Annotated in this window: 18 protein-coding genes; 6 read left to right on the top strand and 12 right to left on the bottom strand. The window is 67.8% G+C overall.

Annotated elements, in window-relative coordinates; all coding sequences use genetic code 11:
- Positions 1-68: 68 nt before the first annotated feature.
- From HNQ08_RS04890 to HNQ08_RS04875, 4 genes are all read right to left on the bottom strand, one after another.
- Positions 69-668 carry a single-stranded DNA-binding protein gene (locus HNQ08_RS04890; RefSeq protein ID WP_184127974.1) on the bottom strand — a complete coding sequence of 200 codons (600 nt, stop codon included), beginning with the start codon at positions 666-668 and terminating at the stop codon, positions 69-71.
- Positions 669-752: 84 nt separating this feature from the next.
- Positions 753-3101 carry a penicillin acylase family protein gene (locus HNQ08_RS04885; protein ID WP_184127973.1) on the bottom strand — a complete coding sequence of 783 codons (2349 nt, stop codon included), beginning with the start codon at positions 3099-3101 and terminating at the stop codon, positions 753-755.
- A 336-nt stretch (positions 3102-3437) separates the two neighbouring features.
- Positions 3438-4145: a response regulator gene (locus HNQ08_RS04880; protein WP_229789718.1), complete on the bottom strand. Its 708-nt coding sequence runs from the start codon at positions 4143-4145 to the stop codon at positions 3438-3440.
- Complete coding sequence (locus HNQ08_RS04875) at positions 4142-5755, bottom strand: ATP-binding protein (protein WP_184127972.1); 1614 nt, start codon at positions 5753-5755, stop codon at positions 4142-4144. Before HNQ08_RS04875 ends, HNQ08_RS04880 begins: the two co-directional genes overlap by 4 nt.
- 202 nt (positions 5756-5957) lie before the next feature.
- Between HNQ08_RS04875 and HNQ08_RS04870 the strand changes: the two genes are divergently transcribed.
- From HNQ08_RS04870 to HNQ08_RS04860, 3 genes are all read left to right on the top strand, one after another.
- Positions 5958-6914, top strand: coding sequence for a Bug family tripartite tricarboxylate transporter substrate binding protein (locus tag HNQ08_RS04870; protein ID WP_184127971.1), 957 nt, complete (start codon positions 5958-5960; stop codon positions 6912-6914).
- A 136-nt stretch (positions 6915-7050) separates the two neighbouring features.
- Positions 7051-7563 carry a tripartite tricarboxylate transporter TctB family protein gene (locus tag HNQ08_RS04865; RefSeq protein ID WP_184127970.1) on the top strand — a complete coding sequence of 171 codons (513 nt, stop codon included), beginning with the start codon at positions 7051-7053 and terminating at the stop codon, positions 7561-7563.
- Positions 7563-9053: a tripartite tricarboxylate transporter permease gene (locus HNQ08_RS04860; RefSeq protein ID WP_184127969.1), complete on the top strand. Its 1491-nt coding sequence runs from the start codon at positions 7563-7565 to the stop codon at positions 9051-9053. Before HNQ08_RS04865 ends, HNQ08_RS04860 begins: the two co-directional genes overlap by 1 nt.
- 139 nt (positions 9054-9192) lie before the next feature.
- On the opposite strand, the gene HNQ08_RS04855 is transcribed toward HNQ08_RS04860, so the two are convergent.
- Positions 9193-11583, bottom strand: a complete 2391-nt coding sequence (locus tag HNQ08_RS04855; RefSeq protein ID WP_184127968.1) for a transglycosylase domain-containing protein — start codon at positions 11581-11583, stop codon at positions 9193-9195.
- Between the two features lie 153 nt (positions 11584-11736).
- Between HNQ08_RS04855 and ttcA the strand changes: the two genes are divergently transcribed.
- Together ttcA and HNQ08_RS04845 are read left to right on the top strand one after the other, a co-directional pair.
- Positions 11737-12606, top strand: coding sequence for a tRNA 2-thiocytidine(32) synthetase TtcA (gene ttcA, locus HNQ08_RS04850; RefSeq protein ID WP_184127967.1), 870 nt, complete (start codon positions 11737-11739; stop codon positions 12604-12606).
- 171 nt (positions 12607-12777) lie between these two features.
- On the top strand, positions 12778-13317 hold the full coding sequence (locus tag HNQ08_RS04845; RefSeq protein ID WP_184127966.1) for a hypothetical protein: 540 nt from the start codon (positions 12778-12780) through the stop codon (positions 13315-13317).
- A 125-nt stretch (positions 13318-13442) separates the two neighbouring features.
- Here the strand turns inward: HNQ08_RS04845 and HNQ08_RS04840 are convergent, their stop codons facing one another.
- From HNQ08_RS04840 to HNQ08_RS04820, 5 genes are all read right to left on the bottom strand, one after another.
- Positions 13443-13880 (bottom strand): hypothetical protein, encoded by a 438-nt coding sequence (locus tag HNQ08_RS04840; protein WP_184127965.1) that lies wholly within the window; start codon positions 13878-13880, stop codon positions 13443-13445.
- Between the two features lie 5 nt (positions 13881-13885).
- Complete coding sequence (ygfZ, locus tag HNQ08_RS04835; protein ID WP_184127964.1) at positions 13886-14758, bottom strand: CAF17-like 4Fe-4S cluster assembly/insertion protein YgfZ; 873 nt, start codon at positions 14756-14758, stop codon at positions 13886-13888.
- Between the two features lie 85 nt (positions 14759-14843).
- On the bottom strand, positions 14844-15962 hold the full coding sequence (hemA, locus tag HNQ08_RS04830) for a glutamyl-tRNA reductase (protein WP_184127963.1): 1119 nt from the start codon (positions 15960-15962) through the stop codon (positions 14844-14846).
- Positions 15959-16519 (bottom strand): bifunctional precorrin-2 dehydrogenase/sirohydrochlorin ferrochelatase, encoded by a 561-nt coding sequence (locus HNQ08_RS04825; RefSeq protein ID WP_229789720.1) that lies wholly within the window; start codon positions 16517-16519, stop codon positions 15959-15961. The genes hemA and HNQ08_RS04825 overlap by 4 nt, the downstream gene beginning before the upstream one ends.
- Before the next feature lie 85 nt (positions 16520-16604).
- Positions 16605-17165, bottom strand: coding sequence for a DUF2721 domain-containing protein (locus tag HNQ08_RS04820; RefSeq protein WP_184127961.1), 561 nt, complete (start codon positions 17163-17165; stop codon positions 16605-16607).
- Positions 17166-17385: 220 nt separating this feature from the next.
- Here HNQ08_RS04820 and HNQ08_RS04815 point away from each other — a divergent pair, with 220 nt between their 5' ends.
- Entirely contained in the window at positions 17386-17808 is a 423-nt protein-coding gene (locus HNQ08_RS04815) for a hypothetical protein (protein ID WP_184127960.1), read from the top strand.
- A gap of 95 nt (positions 17809-17903) precedes the next feature.
- Here the strand turns inward: HNQ08_RS04815 and HNQ08_RS04810 are convergent, their stop codons facing one another.
- Both HNQ08_RS04810 and HNQ08_RS04805 read right to left on the bottom strand, forming a co-directional pair.
- The gene (locus HNQ08_RS04810; RefSeq protein ID WP_184127959.1) at positions 17904-18641 is read right to left on the bottom strand and encodes a metallophosphoesterase family protein; all 738 of its coding nucleotides are present in this window, start codon (positions 18639-18641) and stop codon (positions 17904-17906) included.
- Positions 18642-18808: 167 nt separating this feature from the next.
- A complete protein-coding gene (locus tag HNQ08_RS04805) occupies positions 18809-19312 on the bottom strand; it encodes a flavin reductase family protein (protein ID WP_184127958.1) in 504 nt (167 codons plus the stop codon).
- Between the last annotated feature and the right edge of the window lie 26 nt (positions 19313-19338).

Below are 19338 nucleotides of genomic sequence, written 5' to 3'. Positions count from 1 at the left end.
GGGGGCCTCTCGACCAGACTGGTTGAGGGGCCTCCCGGTGCTCTAGGTTCTCCCCGGCAGGGCAATACTCAGCTTTTCAGGATGGCGTGCAATTCCTTGTAGATCGCGCGGCTTTCCTCAAGTGTCTCGCCGTAGCCGCGCATCAGGATGCGGGCGGCGTCTCCCCCCCGCCCTGCGGCCTTGAGCTGATCGAGCAGATCGTCGATGTGGTTGCGGGCCTTTTCCATCTGCGGATCGCGCGGCGGCTCCGGGGGCAGCGGCGCGGGGGACGGTGGCCCTGGCAATGGCGTCACCTCGTCCAGATCGGTGGTGTTGGGGCCGTCCTCGGCGTCGTACTCCACCCAGGGGATTTCCCCGGCGGGGGCCACGCCAAAGGTGCGCGCTGCGTCGGCCAGAGCGGCCCATTTGGCGTCGGTCAGGGTATGGCCGCCGGACAGGCCCTCGCGGGTCACACCCAGCAGGGTCAATCGGGCGCGGACCACCGGGGGCTGCACGCTGTCGCAGGCCCAGGTCAGAGCCCAGTGCGGATCGGCGGCCTCCAGATGCACGGCCAGTTGATCGGGATCGGGAGCGGGAATCACGCGCGCCTGGTCACCCCGTACTTCCAGGGTGGCCCAGGCGCTCATGCTGGCGCGCAAGGCTTCGCGCACGCGGTCAAATTCAGGCATGTCAGGAAGTCTAAGGGGCCAAACGGCCAAAAGTCTAAGGGAACGTTTCGCCTTTGTTGGCAGCGCGCACCCGGCGCCTTTGCCCTACTTGCCTGGCGTCAGTGTCAGCGTTTTCACTTTGCCCCAGTCTGCCGCGTCCGTACTCATGGGCAGATACTCGCCTTCGGTCCACATCGACTGCTGGTCGCTGACGTGGTTGCCCAGCGGATTGCCTCCCTGGCCCAGGCTGCCGATGAACACGCTGTTGTTCAGGTCACTCAGGTCGATGATCTGGCGGTAGCTGGGGCCGTGGGTCTGGTTGAAGGTGCCCTGCTCAGGGCGCGCGACGTTCACGGTGTTGGTGCCTCCGCCCGTGGGCGCACCGTGGTTGAACAGCCAGGCCAGCGCCCCCACGTTCCCGAAGGCGCGGTGGTTGCTGGCGACGTGGTGCAGTTTGCCGTAGGTCCAGGCCGAGGGATCGCTTCCCAGACGGGCACTCAGGTCATCCACCGCTCGCCCCAGGCTGGCGCTCAGTTCGGCGGCGCAGTTCTGAACCTGGGCGGCCGCGTTGCGGCACAGTTCACTATCGGCCTGAAGCTGCCTCAGCACACTCAGGCTGTTGAGGGTGGTGCTGTTGCCCAGCTCGTCCTGCGCCATCTTCTGCAGTTGCATCAGCCACGCCTCGAAGATGCTGGGAGCCACGGCGTCAGCGCGTTCGTCGCCGTCCCAGCCGCGCAGCAGCTCCAGCGCCTGGCGGCTGAGATCGCCGTCGGGCTGGGTGGCGAGCAGTTCTTCCTTCAGGTCCCGCCACACCAGGCTGACGGTGTCTAGCTGCACGGCCTTCACGTCCTGCACAGTCAGGCCGTCGGGCCGGGCGGTCAGCAGCTGGGTGATGCGTTCGGCACGGTACGGCTCGGCCCAGTTGCGGCTGTTGCCCAGGTTGTAGGCGTAGCTGTCCGGCACGACCTTGTTGTTGGCCGTGACCACCAGCCCATCGGCGGGGTTGTAGGTGTGCGGCAGGCCCTCAAAAGGAATGTAGCCCGTCCACTCGCGGCTGCCGTCACCGCTGACCGGAAGGCTGCCGTCCCAGCCGTTCCGCAGCGGTACCCTGCCCGGCGCGTAGTAACCGGTGTTGCCGTCCACATCGGCGTAGACGAAGTTCTGGCTGGGGGCGACGTATTGGGACAGCGCCGTCTTGAAGTCGTCCCAGTTGCGCGCGTAGTTCAGGCCCATAAAGGCGTCCATCGTCGTGTCGCCGGGTTGCAGGGCCGTCCATTTGAGGGCCACACGCGGCCCCACGTCGGCGGCGCCCGCATCGCTGACCACCGGGCCGTGCCTGCTCTCGCGCACGGTCAGGGTCACGTCCGCTCCACCCTTGACCTTGATGGTCTCCTGCCGCTGGGTGAACGAGGCGTCGGCGGGTTCGATATACAGGTCCTGCACATCGGGGTTGGTGTTGGTCACGCCCCAGGCCACGCGCTCGTTGCGCCCGATCACGATGGCCGGCAGGCCCGGAATGCTGGCCCCGATGGCCTTCAAGGTTGGCCCCTGGATGTCGGCCAGATACCACAGCATCGGGCTGGTCAGCGCCAGATGGGGATCGTCGGCCAGGATCGGCTTGCCGCTGGCGGTGCGGCTTCCGCCGATCACCCAGTCGTTGCTGCCCTTGCCGGGCACCGCCTGCAGGCCCAGTTCGCGCGCAGCGTTCAGGTGCGCTTGCAGCGCGCCCAGGGCTGATGTGGAGAGGCTTGCGGTGTCCAGGCCACCTGCGGGCCTGACGCCCGTCTTTGCCAGTTCATCGCCACTGAGGATGGTGGGGCCGTCTGCCGGGTAGGGGGCCGTCACCTCGTCCAGCCCCTGCTGGCCCAGGCGCTGCGTGACGCGGGTGTTGAGCACCTCGTCTTCCATGTTGCCGCCCAGATCGTAGGCCATCAGCTTGCTCCAGGACACGCTGTCCACCTCTTTCCAGGCTTCAGGCGTGTACCCCAGGATGCGGAATTCGGGGGCCACCTTGCCCTGCCCCATAGCCGCGTTCACCCCCGCCGTGTACGCCCTCACCAGACTGCGCGAGCGCTCGGAGAGGGCGGGCAGCACCGATTCGGCCGCCTGCTGAAACCCCCAGGTCCGCAGAAACCGGTCCTGCGCCAGCGCGGGTTCGCCCAGCACCTCGGACAGGCGGCCCGCCACCACGCGGCGCTGGAAATCCATCTGCCAGGCGCGGTCCTGCCAGTGGACGTAGCCCAGAGCGTACACGGCGTCCTCGTCGGATTGCGCGCGGATGTGCGGCACACCCCACGCATCGCGGGTCACGGTCACGGGGCCGCTCAGGCCACCCAGCGTCACGTCCCCGCTCACCTGCGGCGCTGAGGTCGCCCTGGCCCACACCACCACGCCCAGTACTGCCGCCAGCACAAGCAGCAAGGTCCACAGCAGTCCCCGCCCTATTCCGGCCATAGCATGTCCAACTGATCCCCGTCGCGCCATTGATCCTCCCCTGTGAATTGAATGCTTGGATTGAGTGCAAATTGATGACGTGCAGCATAGCGACTGCCGGGAGAGTGAGGCCGCAGATGGGGAGGGCGTCCTCGTGAGCAACGGTCCATTTTCCACGCCGAGAGTCTTTCGCGGGCCAGGGCGAGAACGGGCGACGGATTCCACAGACCGCAAACACTTTTGCCTGAGCGCGTCCCAGACAGAGATTCATCCGGTGTCCACCGCCCCGCAGGATCCTGAGAACGCTTCTTATTCGAGAGGTTGAAGATCAGGAGAACAGTCTTTCAACCGTATGGGTTACTGCTCCTCAGACTCGCCTGCTCCCGCAGACCGGTACAGCTTGGCAGGCCGCCCGGATTGGCCATAGTGGTGGTCCAGACTGGCCTCGCCCACCCGGACCAGGTGCTCCAGGTAGCGCCAGGCGGTCACGCGGCTCAGGCCCACACGCTCGCCCAGGTCCTCGGCGCTGACGCTGCTCAGTGCCCCACGCAGCGCGGCGACCACCCGTTCGAGCGTGTGCGGATCGATGCCGCGGGGCAGGCTCTCGGCGGCGCTAGGGACCACGCCCAGCACCCGGTCCAGCTCGGCCTGATCCAGGCGCGGCCCGCCCCCGTGTGCGGGGCGGCGGGCGCGGTGACGGGCGACCAGTTCGGCCAGCCGCGCCCCCGTGAACGGCTTGATCAGGTAATCGAAGGCCCCGTGCGCCAGCGCCAGCCGCACGCTGGCCTCGTCGTCGGCGGCGGTGATCAGCGCCACGTCGGTGAGCAGGCCCGCCGCGCGCCAGTGGTGCAGCAACCCCAGGCCGCTGCCGTCCGGCAGATGCACGTCCAGCAGGATCAGATCAGGGAGCAGGGCGCGGGCCAGCGCGTCGCCCTGGGCGCAACTGGCCGCACTGCCCACCACATGAACGCCGGGGTCCCGCTCCAGCAGGTCACGGTTGACGCGGGCCACCCGGATGTCATCCTCGACCAGCAAGACGCGCACGGGCAGCGGCGCGGGATTCACCCTCCCACCTGCTGGGGCGGGGCGGAAGGGGTGGATAGCGCGGCCAGGGGTGCAGGCAGGCTGACCTCGAACACGGTCTGCCCGCCGCGTCGGTGGTGCCGCACCTGTCCGCCCAGCGCGTCCACCCGGGCCAGCACTCCGGCCAGCCCATGTCCCCGGCCCTCGCCCTTGCTGCTCACGCCGCGCACGAAGACCCCCTCGCCCAGGCCCTCCGGCACGCCGGGGCCGCTGTCCTCAACCTCGATCTGCAGCCCGTCGGGGTCCTCACCGATGGACACCGTCACGCGGCCAGCCTGCCCCGCCAGCGCCTCGAAGGCGTTCTCGGTCAGGTTGCCCACCGCCGTGACCAGCGTGTCGGCATGCCGCTCCCAGATGGGCGACAGACTGCTGCCCTCGGCCACCGCGAAATCGATGCCCAACTCCTGCGCCCGCTCGCGCTTGCCCGCCAGCAAGGCCACCAGACGCGGCACCTGCACGTCACGCAGCAGTTGCCGGAACTGGGCGTCCGAGCGGATCTCGGCGTTCAGCACGCGCAGGGCCTCTTCGGGCCGGTCCAGTTGCAGCAGGCCAGAGATGACGTGCAGGCGGTTCTGATACTCGTGGGTCTGGGCGCGCAGCACGTCCACAAAGCCGCGCGCGTGGGTCAGCTCCTCGGCCAGCGCCAGCGCCTGGGCGCGGTCCCGGAAACCCGAGACGAAGCCGCCGCCCTCCAGCGGTTCGAGGTTCGCCAGCAACGGCTCGCCGCGCAGGGTCAGTTCCAGGTTCTGCTGCCGGGCCGCCACACCGCCGCGGGTGAGCCGGGCCAGTTCGGGCCAGACCATGTTCAGGGGGTAGGGGGTGGGGCGCTCGCCCAGCACCTCGGCGGCGCGGTCGCTGACCAGCGTCACCAGTCCTTCCGCATTTACCGCGATCACTCCCTCGCGCAGCGCAGCCAGCACGGCGCGTTGCTGGCGGGCCAGGGCGGCGATTTCCTCCGGCTCCAGATTCAGGATCTCGGCGCGCAGTCGGCGCGCGGCCCACACGGCGCCCAGCGTCCCCAGCCCCAGTGCCAGCACGAACCACGGCAGCAGGCCGATCAATGCGTCACCCACCAGGGACCACACCTGCGGCATCAGGTAGCCGGTGCTGACCACACCCACGACGTCCCCGGCCTGCCACACCGGCACCTTGCCGCGCACGCTGACGCCCAGACTGCCGCGGGCCACGCTCACGATCTCGTGGCCCGCGAAGGGCCCGACATTGTCCCCGCCTTCCATCGGCTGGCCCAGCCGCGCCGGGACCGGGTGCGCCAGCCGGATGCCCGCACGGTCCCCTACCACGATGAAGTCGGCCTCCGCGGCCCCGCGCAGCGAATTTATGCGGGCATTCAGCGCCGGATTCGGCTGGCCGGAAGCCGCTCCGCCTACCACATCGGGCAACCGCGCCACCAGCCGGCTGGTGGTCAGCGCCCGCTCGCCCAGCCGCTCGCGGGCCTCACCGTACAGTTGCCACGACTGCACGCCCACCAGCAGCACGGTCATCGCACACAACACGGCCAGGTGCCAGCGCACCAAACGGCCCTGAAGACCTCCACCGGGGCGATGGGACTGGGAGCGGGGTGCAGGGGTCATCAGCGTTGGACCATTGTAGAACCGCAGGGGGTCCAGCCCGGACCAGTTGCGTGCATTGCGTTCACGGCTGTGCATTGCGATCACCAGAAACCGCGTGTCAGACAGCGTCTTCCGCTTGCTTAGTTCTGGGTGAGAGGCTAGCCTGAAGGGCAAGCACAATTCCATAATCGCGTCCCACGGCGCACCCCCTGGAGGTTCCACCATGAACACCAAACGTATCGTCCTGACCCTGTCTGCCCTGATGCTCGCTGCGCCCGCCCCACTGGCCCAGAACGTCAACAACCTGCGCATCATGGCGCCGGCCAGCCCCGGCGGCGGCTGGGACCAGACCAGCCGCGCCATTCAGACCGTGTTGCAGGAGCAGGGCATCGTCAAGCCGGTGCAGGTCTTCAACGTCCCCGGCGCGGGCGGCACGATTGGTCTGGCCCAGTTGTACAACGCCAAGGGCGACGGCAGCCTGCTGATGACCATGGGCCTGGTGATGGTCGGCGCGATCCTGACCAACGGCTCCAAGGTAGACCTCAGCCGCGTGACCCCGATTGCCCGCCTGACCGGCGAGTACGAGGTCGTGGTGGTGCCCGCCGCCAGTCCCTACAAGAACATGACCGATCTGGTCGCCGCGTGGAAGGCCGATCCCGGCAAGACCGCCTTCGCGGGCGGCAGCGCGGGCGGCACCGATCATATGCTGGTGGGTCTGCTGGCCAAGGCAGCGGGTATCGACCCCAAAAAGATCAACTACGTTCCCTTCAGCGGCGGCGGCGAGACGCTGGCAGCGCTGCTGGGCAACCAGGTCGCGGCAGGCGTGGCCGGCTACGGTGAGTTCGAGGCCCAGATCAAGGCGGGCAAGCTGCGCGCCATCGGCATCAGCTCGGCCAAGCCGCAGGCTGGCATTCCAGTCCCCACCATCAAGTCCCAGGGACTGAACGTGGAACTAGCCAACTGGCGCGGCATCGTAGCGGCCCCCGGCATCAGCGCCAGCGAGAAGGCCGCGCTGGTCTCCGCACTGGACAAGATGCACGCCAGCAAGGAGTGGAAGAACACCCTGGCCACCCGCAACTGGACGGACCTGTACCTGAGCGGCAGCAAGTTCGACGTGTACCTCAAGCTGGAGGCGGCGCGCACCAAGGATGTGCTGCAAAGCATCGGCCTGGTGAAGTAAACGCCAGACAGGGGGTGAGGCGAGGAGGAAGTGTCGCGGCCTCTTCGCCTCACCCTTTTTGGCCCCCAAAGACCGCGAAACACCCCTGGACCTTTTGACCTCTGGTCAACCACAGACCCTCCGCAGGAGAGACCCCATGACCCAACCCCCGCCCACCCCTTCCGCCCGCCCCGGCATCAGCATTCCAGACCTGCTGGTGGCGCTGGCCCTGACCGCGCTGGGCGTAGCGCTGTTCATCGGCAGCCGCGAGATCCCCTTCGGCATCAACGCAGTGGTGGGGCCGCGTGTGTTCCCCCTGATCGTCAGTGTGGGGCTGACCGCGCTGGGCGTGCTGCTGACCGTCAGCGTGCTGCGTGGAGACCGCGCCGAACCCGCCGCCGAAGAGGACACCGATCTGAACGCCCCAGTCAATCTGGGCGCCCCCGCCATCATCCTGGGCGGCTTCGTGCTGGGCGCAGCGGTGCTGACCTGGGCAGGCTTCGTGATCGGCACCGCCATCATGTATTTCAGCGTGGCCTGGGCTTTCGGTGAACGGCGCGTCGGGCTGATGGCCGGGGTGGCGCTGGCCGTGGCCCTGGTCACCTACGTGGCCTTCACGCGGGGCCTGGGGTTAAGCCTGCCGCCCGGATTCCTGAAAGGGATTCTGTAATGGACGCCCTGACCTCCCTGTTCGCGGGCTTCGAGACCGCGCTGACGCCCCTGAACCTGCTGTGGGCCCTGATCGGCGTCACCCTGGGCACGCTGGTGGGCGTGCTGCCCGGCATCGGCCCGGCGCTGACCGTAGCGCTGCTTCTGCCGGTGACGGCCAAGCTGCCGCCTGTGAGCGCTTTCATCATGTTCGCGGGCATCTATTACGGCGGCATGTTCGGGGGCAGCACCACCTCGATCCTGCTGAACACGCCGGGCGAGTCGGCCAGCATCATCACCGCACTGGAGGGCAACAAGATGGCCAGGAAGGGCCGCGCCGCCGCCGCGCTGGCCACCGCCGCCATCGGGTCGTTTATCGCCGGCACCATCGGGACGCTGCTGCTGACTTTCGCCGCGCCCGCAATTGCCGACATCGCTGTGCAGATCACGCCCAGCGCCAAGTTCGCGCTGATCATGCTGGCCTTCGTGACCATCAGCGCCACCTTCGGCGGCAGCCCGTTGCGCGGCTTGCTGAGCCTGTTCGTGGGTCTGGCGATTGGCCTGGTGGGCACCGATCTGCAAAGTGGGCAGGCCCGCTTCGCGCTGGGCCGCCCGGAACTGCTGGACGGGATCGACTTCATTACCGTGGTGATCGGTCTGTTTGCCATTGGGGAGACGCTGTACGTCGCCAGCCGCCTGCGAAAAGGCAAGGGCAGTGTGATCAAGCTGGAGGGCGGCGCAACCCTGTCCAAACAGGACTGGCGCCGCAGCTGGGGGCCGTGGCTGCGCGGCACGGCGCTGGGCTTCCCCTTCGGCGCGATTCCGGCCGGCGGCGCGGAAATCCCAACCTTCCTGAGCTACACGCTGGAAAAACGCCTCTCAAAACACCCCGAGGAGTTTGGCCAGGGTGCCATCGAGGGCGTCGCCGGGCCGGAGGCCGCCAACAACGCCAGCGCGGCGGGCGTGCTGGTGCCCCTGCTGACGCTGGGGTTGCCCACGAGCGCCACCGCCGCAATTCTGCTGGCCGCTTTCCAGCAGTACGGCCTGCAGCCGGGGCCGCTACTGTTCCTGACCAACGGTGATCTGGTGTGGGGGCTGATCGCCTCGCTGTACATCGGCAACGTGATGCTGCTGGCACTGAATCTGCCCCTCGCTCCTGTCTGGGCACGGCTGCTGCTGATCCCGCGCCCCTTCCTGTACGCCGGGATTCTGGTCTTCAGCACGGTCGGGGTGTACTCGCTGAACAACAGCGTCTTCGATCTGGGCCTGCTGGCGCTGTTCGGCGTGATCGGCTACGGCATGCGCCGTTTCGATTTTCCGGTCACGCCCGCGATTATCGGCGTGGTGCTGGGGCCGACGGCGGAGGCGCAGTTCCGCACCGCCCTGCAGCAGAGCAACGGTGACTTCTCGATCTTTGTTCGTCAGCCCTTCACGGCCTTTTTGATGCTGTGCGTGCTGGCCGCGTTGGTGGTGCCGCAGGTCTTGAAATTCAGGGCGCGGCGGGCGGCGTAAAGTCCAGTCTCTACTGCTCCACAACCCTGTCACGTCACATCGCCCTCTCCACTACGGAGGGGGCTTTTTCGGACTTTCGGCAAGGAGAGGTTCGCCGCACAGCGCCAGTCTCCGGTTGTGGGGAGCGAGTACGAACTGCTCAATCCAGTGGGGGGAACTCATCCACCGTTGAATTGTCCGGCTCAGTGGGAGCGAGTTCAGGCAATGGCTCTGGCCCCTCGATCACCCCACCATCGAAAGTGTCAGCTGGAGCGGCGTCGGGCAGCGGTTCGGGCGGTGCCACCTCTTCCCCACCGGTGACGGGTTCTGCAGGAATTTCCTGAACGTCAGGCGCAGGCTGGAGATCCGGCAGCGGCTCAGGCTCGGGGGCAACAGGAGTCGGCTCCGGCTGGGTTCCAGTCTGCGAGGCGGGCTGCACGGTTTCCGGCGGCGCCGTCTCCTGTTGTGCAGTCTCCGGCGGCGCTGCCGGGCGGCGGCGAAAGAAACTGCTGCCGCTGTTGCCGGTGCCGTCGCGGGCGGTGGGTTCGTCATCGGCCTGCGCGGTGCGGAAGGCCATCTCCACCTGACGGACCACACGGTATGCGATGCCGTCCGGCTCTTTGAAGGTCTGGGGGGTCTGCCCGGAGAGCGCGCCGGACACGGCCTGCTGCCAGATCGGCGTGGGAATCTCGCCGCTGTAGGCCCAGGACGGCAGCGCACCCCCCTCCTGCCGTCCTACCCAAACGGCCCCGGCGATGGTGGGGGTCACCCCCACGAACCACAGGTCCTTGATGTCATTGGTGGTGCCGGTCTTGCCACCCACCTGCCGTCCGTCAATCTGCGCGCGAGTGGCCAGCCCGCCCTGGTACTCGGTCAGATCGTTGACCACACCCCGGATCATGTCCAGCCCCAGCCAGGCCGTCTGGGGATCCCAGACCCGCTTCGGGGTGGGATTGGGACGGGTGTACAGGTTCTGCCCACGCGCGTCCTCCACGCTGCGGACCAGGGTGGGCGTGTAGTACAGGCCGCCGTTAGAGAAGGGGACGTAGGCGGCGGCCATCTGCAGCGGGCTGGCCTCCAGCGTGCCGATGCTGAGGGACAGTCCGGCCTCCGGCGGCGGCGTCAGGCCCAGCTGCCGCAGTTTGGCCTCGAAATTCTGGACGCCCAGTTCCTGCGCGATTCGCACGGTGGGCAGGTTGAGGCTGTGGTCCAGCGCATACCGCATGGTCACGTAGCGCCCCGTCCAGCGCCCGTCGTAATTCTGCGGCTGGTAGGAGGTGTTCACCAGGGGCGAATCCAGCACCGTGTCGCTCTGTTTCCAGCCGGTTTCCAGTGCCAGGGTGTACAGCAGAGGCTTGATGGAACTGCCCACCTGCCGCCGCGCCTGCAGGGCATTGTCCCAGTCGCTGGGCCGCCCGCCGGTCAGCTTCTGGCCCACCAGCGCCAGCACCTCCCCGTTTTGTGGGCTGACCAGTGCGACGCCCAGGGTGGCCCCGTCCGGGAGCCTGGCCTCCAGGCTGGCCCGTTCGGCGGATTGCTGTGCGCTCAGGCTCATGCCGGTCACAATCTTGCCGCCGCCGTACAGCGCCTTGCGCCCGATGATGGGCAGCAGTTCCTTCTCGACTGCCTGAAGGTAATACTGATACGCGTAGCGCCCGGTCCCCTGCGCGGCCTCCAGCGCGTTCATGTTCTCCTGCAGGCGGCCCGGATTTTCCAGCGCTGCACTCCGCAGGGTGCCGTCGGCGTTCCAGCCGATGCGCCAGCCTGCCGGGTAGATCGGCGTTTTCCACGCGGCGTCTGCCTCGGCCTGCGTCACGCGCCCGTCTTCCACCATGCGGCTCAACAGGTCCTTCATCAGCGGACGGAAGGCGGCAAACTGCTTGTAGCGGCGGTTGGGGGCGGGAATGATCGTCGCCAGGTACACGCTCTCGGCCAGATTCAGGCTGGCGGCGTCCTTGCCGAAGTACGCCCGCGCCGCCGTCCCGGCCCCCACGATATCGTCGCGGCCCCCGTCACCCCAGTAGACGATGTTGAGGTAGGCGTTCAGGATGCGTTCCTTGTCATAGTTGCGGTCCAGCTGATACGCCAGCACCGCCTCCTTGAACTTGCGCTCCGCCGTGCGGGCACTCTGGAGATCGGAGAGCAGCGTGTTCTTGACAACCTGCTGGGTGATGCTCGACCCTCCCTCCAGGTCATTCCTGAGCAGGCCCTTGAGCAGACCGCGCGCGATGCCGATGTAATCGACGCCGTGGTGCTCATAGAAGCGGCGGTCCTCGCTGGTCACCACGGCCTTCTGCAACCATGGACTGATCTGGCCCAGCTTCAGGAGGTTGCGGTTGGTGCCTCCGGAGCTGCTCAGACTGGGCGTCAGCGTGCCGATCAACGCATCCTGGCGGTCATACACGCGGGTCTGGCCGCTGACTTCCAGCACGTCCAGATCGGTCACGCTGGGCAGGTCGCGGCCCCACATCCACCACAGGGCCAGCACGCCCAGTGCCGCGAGGAGCAGCACAATCGCCACAAAGCGGCTCAGACCGACTAGAAACCTCATCTCCCGTACTCTACCGGGGCGGGGGGCAGGACGCCGAAAGAGGGGTCACGGTCTTGGGACAGGGGCACACCGCTCATCAACGCCCAGTGTGCCGCACGGGGGCAGTCTGCCACGTCCGTCATAAGGGTGAGGCGCTACCATGGGACACGCGTCATGAGCCACCTGCCCTCCACCCATCCGCCCGCTGACCCCTTCAGGCCCATCGTCAGGGGAGCGGCGCAGGCCATCGCCGACTTCGCCATGATCGAGAACGGGGACCGCGTGATGGTCTGCCTGAGCGGGGGCAAGGACAGCTACACGCTGCTGGACGTGCTGCTGCATTTCCAGAGGCGCGCGCCCATCGGGTTTGAGCTGGTGGCGGTCAATCTGGATCAGGGCCAGCCAGGGTTTCCAAAACATGTCCTGCCTGCTTACCTGGGGACGCTGGGCGTGGAGTTCAGCATTCTGGAGCGTGACACCTATAGCACGGTGCAGGCCAGGACCAGACCCGGCCAGACCACCTGCACGCTGTGCAGCCGCCTGCGCCGGGGCCACCTGTACGCGCACGCCCGCCGCCTGGGGGTCAGCAAGATCGCGCTGGGCCACCACCGCGAGGACATTCTGGAAACGCTGTTCATGAACATGTTCTTCGGCGCACGCCTGAAAGCGATGGCCCCCCGCCTGACCAGCGACGACGGCAGCAACGTGGTGATTCGCCCGCTGGCGTATGTCGCCGAGGCAGAGATCCAGCGCTACGCCGACGCCCGCGCCTTTCCGATCATCCCGTGCACGCTGTGCGGCTCGCAGCCGAACCTTCAGCGCGTGGTGGTGGGCGAGATGCTCTCCAGCTGGGAACGCGAGCATCCGGGCCGCCTGAACAACATTCTGCGCTCGCTGGGCCGCGTGACCCCCAGCCACCTGCTGGACCGCGAGTTGTACGACTTTGCCGGGTCTGGGCCAGATGGGGATACGGCCTTCGATTCGGAGGACTTCGCGGAGCGGGAGTTTCTGGTGGGGCTGCAGGAACTGGCGGTGATGGACTGAACCCGGTCTCACTGGCCGTCGTCGCCTTCGAGATCCTCAGGCACGGGTGCAGGAGCAGGTTAGGAGGCTGGGCTCAGCCCTTGCAGTCGGCTCGCCGGATGGGTTGACCCCCTCCCTGGCATAGAGAATGCGCCGTCACCACCCGCCCGGCCAACGGCTTATGCTTGACCCATGTTCTACGTCATCAGCGGAGCCTCCGGCGCAGGGAAATCCACGGTGCTGCCGCTGCTGCGCCGGTTCCGGCCCGACGTACAGTGGCATGACTTCGACGAGCGCTGGACGGGCGGCAGCAAGCGGGAACGGCAACAGCTGACCGAGGACTGGATTCAGACAGCGCTGGGAGCAGGCGGGTATTTCGGCCTGCTGGGTCAGTGTCCACTGGGCGAGATGCTGGCTGCCCCCTCTGCCCCCAGGCTGGCTGGCATGAGTCATCTGCTGCTGGATGTGGACGATGTGGAGCGCATTCGCCGTCTACGGGAGCGTGGCGACGGTCAGGCCACCCAGGACCTGCTGAACTGGGCGGCGTGGCTGCGTGCCCACCAGACATTTCCGGACTGGCAGCCCGACGTGCTCACGGAAGGAGCGTGGACGGAGATGCGTTGGGACCGTTGGCTGGAACACGACACGGCGCTGTGGCCGGGCCGCACGCTCAACGCCACGGACCTGACGCCGCAGGAAACGGCCCTGCAGATCGTCACCATGTTGGGCTAGGCTCCGGACCCCTCAACTGCCACATGGTGAGGGCTGGGTCCCTGCGACAGAGTGGCCATTGAGCAGCACAATGTCAGGGTATTTTGCCGCCCATACCGTCAGGTTTGCAGCCAACTACTCTGGCCTCAACTCTCAGCCTCCGGCTCACGGACCCATCCGGGCACCTGTGTCCAGACGACGGCGTGCATCACCGCCGCCAGGATGAGGAACAGACCCACCGACAACCCCTGCGACAGCGTGGCGTAGGCCAGCAGCAGCGGCACCCCCGGCGCGGTGGCGGCCTGGATCGCCCCGGTCAGGGCGGCCTGCCGGGCGGGCAACTCGGTGTTGCCGGCAGCGCTGCGGGCCAGGCGCAGGGCCACCAGGGCCAGGACCAACGCCAGCACCAGCAGCGCCAGCACGGCAGGAAACGGCATGGGCGCCGGGCGAGCCAGCAGCAACACCACGCCCAGCACGGCGCCGGGCAGGGTCAGCGCCACCAGCCCCAGCAGATAGGCCCGGCGGGCGGCACGGACCAGGCCGACGCGATCAGAGCGCATGTCGCGCACGAAACTATCGAGCATGGGCTTCAGGTGCGGGCAGTCAGGGACTGTACGCGGGCCGGAGTCTCGCCCACCTGCACTTCCGCGTCCTCTGGCAGGTCCTTGCGCAGTCGGGCCAGACCCAGACCACCCATGTTCAGGCCCACCTGACCCACCACTTTCCCGGCATGACTCACCTCCGTGCCGACAGCCCAACCGTCCCCGGCCACCCGGGCAAGGTGATAGCGTGTCTGCCCGCGAGCCTCCAGCCGGGCCATAATTTCCTGCCCCACATAGCAGCCCTTGCGGTAACTGATGGACGGCAGCGGGCCGCCTACGTCCAGCCCTACCTCCTGCGGCAGCACGCCCACAAAGCCGTCGCGGGCGATGTCGGGAATCCCGGCGCGGATGCGGGCGGCGTCCAGCTCGTCCAGCTCAACTTCCGCCCCCTTCAGGGCGGGCAGCACCTCCGCCTCATGACGGGCCAGATAGTGAAGGTCCACCCCGGGCGTGCCGCTGCGATTCACCCGTCCCGCCAGAACCGCACCCCCTCCGAGTTCAAAGGTCTGCACGTCGGGACCGTCAGCCGTCCAGCCAGGGAGGCTCTCCGCCTCCCAGACATGCACCGTGCGCAGGGTGTCAGACACGTCCTGCACCTCCACCTGATCGAAGATGATGTAGCGCTTGAGGCGGGCCATCAGCGGCGCGGCCGCCGCCGCATCCAGGTGCAGATACACGTCGTCGGCGCGCTTGTAGGCCCGCGCGAACTGCTCAATCTGACCACGCACGTTCAGGAAGGCGCAGGCCACCATGCCGGGGGTCGCCGCGCCGCGCAGATCGCCGGTCATCTGCCCCTGCACGAAATCCACCCGGTCCGCGCCGGTCACCCGCAGGCCGCCTGAAGGAAGAAGGGTCCACATGTGGTTCAGGGTACGGGAATCGGGGCGGGAGGAATAGGAGGCAGGGGGCCAGACCGCCCTGTTCACTCAGCGGGCGCTGCCTAGCCTAGTCGCTGGCCACGGCCAGTTCCCGCCGCCCTCGGCTCAAGTCGTGGGCGGTGCGCTGGGCCGTGCGGGTCAGATGCCAGCGGCTCAGGTCCGAAGCAGCCTCGCGGATGATGGCCCCGGCCTGCGGCAGCGCGGCGCGGCGGCCCTGCAGGTTGTGGTGGACCACGGCGGTCAGGTCATCCAGATTGAGCAGGTGCGCGCCTGGTACGGCGGCAATGTCCGGGTCCAGAATACGGGGCACGCTGATGTCGATCAGGAACATGGCGCGGTCTCCGCGTGCGGCCAGGGCTGCGGCCACCGACTCGCCATTCAGGACGTAGTGCGGCGCGGCGCTGGAGGCGATCACCACGTCGGCCTCGGGCAACGCTTCATGCAGGAACTCGGCGGCGCAGACGCGGCCCCCCAGTTTGGCGGCCAGCTGGCGGGCGCGCTCGGCGGTGCGGTTGACCACGATCACGTCCTCGATCCCGGCGGCGCGCAGGTGGGTCAGGGTCAGTTCGGCGGTCTCCCCTGCGCCGATGATCAGGGCGGTGCGGCCCGCCAGCCCACCCAGCGCCAGTTCGGCCAGCTCCACGGCGGCGCTGGACACGCTGACCACGCTCTCGCTCAGGCCGGTCTCGGTCCGCACGCGCTTGCCAGCGGCCAGCGCGCCCTGGGCGATCTTGTTCAACAGTGCGCCGCTCAGGCCGCGCGCGTTGGCGGCCTGCCAGGCCCGCTTGACCTGACCCTGGATCTGGGTCTCGCCAATAACCAGGCTGTCCAGGCCGGCGGCCACGCGGTACAGGTGGGTCACGGCTTCCTCGCCGGAATAGCTGTACAGATGGTCTTCCAGCGCGTGGCCCCAGGCCCCCTGGAACGCCGCCAGCGGATCGCCGCTCAGGCCGGCCATGTAGACCTCGGTGCGGTTACAGGTTGAGAGCAGCATGACCTCGCGGGCATGGCGCGACAGGTGAGCGAGCAGCGCGTCCTCCTCGCCAACCCGCACCGCCGCACGTTCACGGACCTCGACGGGCGCGGTGTGGTGATTCAGGCCCACCACTGCGAAGTCCAGTGGATCCGGGGCGGGCAGCGGCGAATGGGCCACGAAGCGCCGGGCGGTCGGGCAGGCCAGCGTCATGCCTGCCCCCCCAGCGCGGCCCAAATGTCCGTTTTCAAGCCCTGCAGGGCAGTGGCACGGCCCGCCCCGTCCAGCGTCAACGCATGTTCGCGCGCCGCGATCCAACCATCAATCTGTGCCTCTGCGGGCAGCAGGGCCGCGACGCGCCGGGTCAGTGCCTGAGCCAGCATCGGCAGTTCACGTCCAGTATTGACGGCCACCTGCACACCCGCACGCTGCGCCGTGGCCGCAAAGCGCAGGTTGCCCTGTCCCGCCTCGCCTGCGTGGTTGACCAGCGCCCCCCCCTGCCGGGCGGCGGCCACCACAGCGTCGTTGATCTCGGGCTGATCGGTCGCCGCGACAACCACCCGCGCCCCCACCAGATCGCCGTCCCGATAGCCACGCCGCTCAATGTTCAAGGGCAGCGTCAGCAGTTCCTCGCAAACTTCGGGCGCGATCACGGTCACAGCCAGTCCGGCCTCCAGCAGGGTCCGCGTCCGGCGCAGGGCCACCGTGCCGCCGCCAACCACCACGGCCCGTTCACCACTCAGATTCAGGAAGGCGGGCAGCAGACTCACAGGGCGCAGCATAGCGCCGAAAGGCAGGGTCAGGCGTCCCAGACCGAACGGTCAGAAAGGCCGCCAGGACGGGATTTTGGACCTGCTAGGAGCGACGGCTGGGGGACGCGGCTACAGGCACAGAGGCCCGGTCCTGATCGGGATAGGTGTCGTCGTACAGCGCCGAGTAGTGCTCGCCCAGGCCGACCAGAAAGTCCATTTCCTCGCGGGTGGTCCGCGCACTCAGGCGGGTCTCGAAACTGAGCAGCAGGGCCGCATAAGCCAGTGAGGCTGACCCCGCCACCGCCAGCAGCACCGGCAACAGACCCGAGGGCTCGCCCAGCAGGGCCGCGCCGCCGATCAGGATACTGGTCAGCACCAGCAGGGCCACCGCCACATACAGCGCGGTCATGGCCCGCACCAGCAGCCGCGTGCGCCGGGCCAGACGCGGCAACTGGCGCACGATCATCTGCTTTTCCTGGCGGGCGCGGGGCTCCTGCTGCCCTTCCGCCGACACCAGCAGGCGGAAACGCGCGGTCAGATGGCGCACCCGGTCCGTGGCCCGGCCCACCCGCGTGCTGGTACTCATAAGCAGCGTGCCTGCCCCGCTGATCAGCACGGCAGGCGTGATCATGGCGCTCAAGACGCTCAGGCTGGTGTCGGCCATGCGGGCAGGCTAGCGCCTGAAATGCCGCTCGCCCTCGCCGTTCCTCCACATTTCAGGCCAGGACAGACTTTTCCGCTGTTCTAGACGGCGTTTACAGTCTCCGGCCACCTTGACACGATCTGCACGAAGCCTGAACTTGCCCTGCACACGTTGAGCGGACACTGGTCTCAAGAGGGGAAGCAGAGGCCACCGGGCCGAACCCGCCCCCGAGGAGAACCCTATGAAAAAGACCATCCTGTCCGCCGCCGTCAGCCTGAGCCTGATCCTCGCCCCCGCCACTCTGACCAGCGCCTTCGCCGCCCCGAGCACCGTCCGGGTGAGCGCCAGCGATGGCAGCGGCGACCTCAGCTACCCCGCTCTATACACCGAAAGCTCGTGGATGTCCCTCGAAGTCCCGGTTGACGTTCTGGGCGGCACCATTCCCAGTGACCTGAGTCTGGACGCCGGAGCCCTGGCTGCGGGGACCACCATTACCCTGGACGGCGTGAGCCGGCAGGGCAACATGGCGCTGCTGCACGTTACGGTCAGCCGCGCAGACACCGGCGTCAGCATCGATCAGCTCGCCAGCATCAACGTGATCTCCGGCGGCCAGACGCTGGCGACGCTGAGTATTCCGGTGATCGGCGCGGCCACCGGCGATTGAAGCCTCGACAGGAACGAACTCCCAGAGCCCCTCTCCCCACTGGAGGGGCCCCCTCTATTGTCAGGGAGACAGAAGAGCCTGCCGCCCTTGGCCCCTCAGCCCTCTCCGGTTCGCGCTCGGCGCTTCTGGAAGGCGCCGGTCAGCAGTTCAGTGACGTACTCGCGGGTAAACGGCATGCCGCTGGCCTCGGCAGCGCGGATCTCCTCGTCGCGGTTGTAGGTCAGCCGGACGTAGGTGGCGCTGTAGCCAGGGCCGTTCTCCTCGAATTCCAGGATCAGGTAACACGGCAGCGTGCTGTCGAGCGGATTGCCCACAGAGCCGCAGTTGATCAGCGGACGGCCCTCCACATCCAGCAGCAATGCCTCGTGCATGTCGGCGTAAACCAGGGCGTCGGCGTAGTGGGTCAGCCCGAACTGCGGATTGGGCGCGAAGGCCTCGATCTGGTCCGGAAGGCTGCTGTGCGGGTACAGGCGGTGGAACAGGCCCCGGCTGCTGGCATGGACAAAGCGCCACCACGCGCCGCCGAACTGTTCCTCGATGCCGTAGGGCAGTGCCTCCAGATAGCCCAGTTGTTCGGGCGACAGCTTGCTGCGCGGCCAAAGGTCCTGGGGGCGGTGGCTGGCCCCGGCGACGCGGGCGTCCCAGTTGCCCTGGATCACGCGGCTGGCGTGCGCCTGCGTCCACTCCAGGACCTCGCGCGGGCGTGGGCCCTTGCCCACCACATCGCCCAGCACCCAGAACTCGGTGATCCCGCGCCGCGCCGCGTCCTGGTGCACCGCGAGCGTGGCCGCCAGATTGGCGTGCAGGTCCGCGAGGATGGCGAGACGAATCATGTCCGGAAGTCTAGATCACCCCGGCTGACCGCTTTCGCACAGTGCGTAAGGAGGTCTTTAGGTGGAGAGGGCGGAGACCCTGTCGCGCGGCAGAAATGGCCAGGAGGCAGGAAGCCGCCCACATCTGCGCAGATGTATTCAGCCCTTCAGCGCTCTCCACAGGACTCCTACCCCAGCTCGTGGTACTGGCCCCGGAAATACAGCAGCGGATCGTCGTCGGTGTAGCGGCTGTACTCCACGAAGCCCAGGTACAGGGTGTGGTCCCCGGCGGGGATGACTTGCTGCTTGCGGCAAACCAGTTGAGCCACACTGCCGCCGATCAAGGGCAGGCCCTCGTGGGCGAACCACGGCACGGCTTCCTCCGGGCCGGGGCGTCCGGCGAAGTGGTCACTCAGGTGGCGCTGAGCGCTGCTCAGGACATTGACGCCGAAATGGGTGACCCGGTCCTCGGAGAGCAACCTGTACATCTGGGCGCGGTGATCCACGCTGACCAGAATCAGCGGCGGCGTCAGGCTGACCGACACGAAGGCGCTGGCCGTCATGCCCCGGCGGATCTCGCCATCGGTGGCGGTGATCACGGTCACGCCGCTGGCAAAACGCCCCAGCGTCTCGCGAAATTCAAGGGGGGTGACACCCGGCTGCGCGCCGGCGGTTGAATCGGTGGAGGTCATGGGGCGAGTTTACCTGCCTATGGGCG

It is taken from the genome of Deinococcus humi (assembly GCF_014201875.1).
Classification (GTDB): domain Bacteria; phylum Deinococcota; class Deinococci; order Deinococcales; family Deinococcaceae; genus Deinococcus; species Deinococcus humi.
Note: the sequence above shows the minus strand (reverse complement) of the source record. Positions and strands in the feature narration are given on the sequence as shown.

Excerpts from the sequence above, each read along its gene's own strand:
- HNQ08_RS04855 (WP_184127968.1), bottom strand. The coding sequence starts at position 11,583 with ATGAGGTTTCTAGTCGGTCTGAGCCGCTTTGTGGCGATTGTGCTGCTC.
- HNQ08_RS04805 (WP_184127958.1), bottom strand. The coding sequence starts at position 19,312 with ATGACCTCCACCGATTCAACCGCCGGCGCGCAGCCGGGTGTCACCCCC.
- HNQ08_RS04885 (WP_184127973.1), bottom strand. The coding sequence starts at position 3,101 with ATGGCCGGAATAGGGCGGGGACTGCTGTGGACCTTGCTGCTTGTGCTG.
- HNQ08_RS04810 (WP_184127959.1), bottom strand. The coding sequence starts at position 18,641 with ATGATTCGTCTCGCCATCCTCGCGGACCTGCACGCCAATCTGGCGGCC.
- HNQ08_RS04845 (WP_184127966.1), top strand. The coding sequence starts at position 12,778 with ATGTTCTACGTCATCAGCGGAGCCTCCGGCGCAGGGAAATCCACGGTG.
- HNQ08_RS04890 (WP_184127974.1), bottom strand. The coding sequence starts at position 668 with ATGCCTGAATTTGACCGCGTGCGCGAAGCCTTGCGCGCCAGCATGAGC.
- hemA (WP_184127963.1), bottom strand. The coding sequence starts at position 15,962 with ATGACGCTGGCCTGCCCGACCGCCCGGCGCTTCGTGGCCCATTCGCCG.
- HNQ08_RS04865 (WP_184127970.1), top strand. The coding sequence starts at position 7,051 with ATGACCCAACCCCCGCCCACCCCTTCCGCCCGCCCCGGCATCAGCATT.
- ygfZ (WP_184127964.1), bottom strand. The coding sequence starts at position 14,758 with ATGTGGACCCTTCTTCCTTCAGGCGGCCTGCGGGTGACCGGCGCGGAC.
- HNQ08_RS04840 (WP_184127965.1), bottom strand. The coding sequence starts at position 13,880 with ATGCTCGATAGTTTCGTGCGCGACATGCGCTCTGATCGCGTCGGCCTG.
- ttcA (WP_184127967.1), top strand. The coding sequence starts at position 11,737 with ATGAGCCACCTGCCCTCCACCCATCCGCCCGCTGACCCCTTCAGGCCC.
- HNQ08_RS04870 (WP_184127971.1), top strand. The coding sequence starts at position 5,958 with ATGAACACCAAACGTATCGTCCTGACCCTGTCTGCCCTGATGCTCGCT.
- HNQ08_RS04860 (WP_184127969.1), top strand. The coding sequence starts at position 7,563 with ATGGACGCCCTGACCTCCCTGTTCGCGGGCTTCGAGACCGCGCTGACG.
- HNQ08_RS04815 (WP_184127960.1), top strand. The coding sequence starts at position 17,386 with ATGAAAAAGACCATCCTGTCCGCCGCCGTCAGCCTGAGCCTGATCCTC.
- HNQ08_RS04820 (WP_184127961.1), bottom strand. The coding sequence starts at position 17,165 with ATGGCCGACACCAGCCTGAGCGTCTTGAGCGCCATGATCACGCCTGCC.
- HNQ08_RS04875 (WP_184127972.1), bottom strand. The coding sequence starts at position 5,755 with ATGACCCCTGCACCCCGCTCCCAGTCCCATCGCCCCGGTGGAGGTCTT.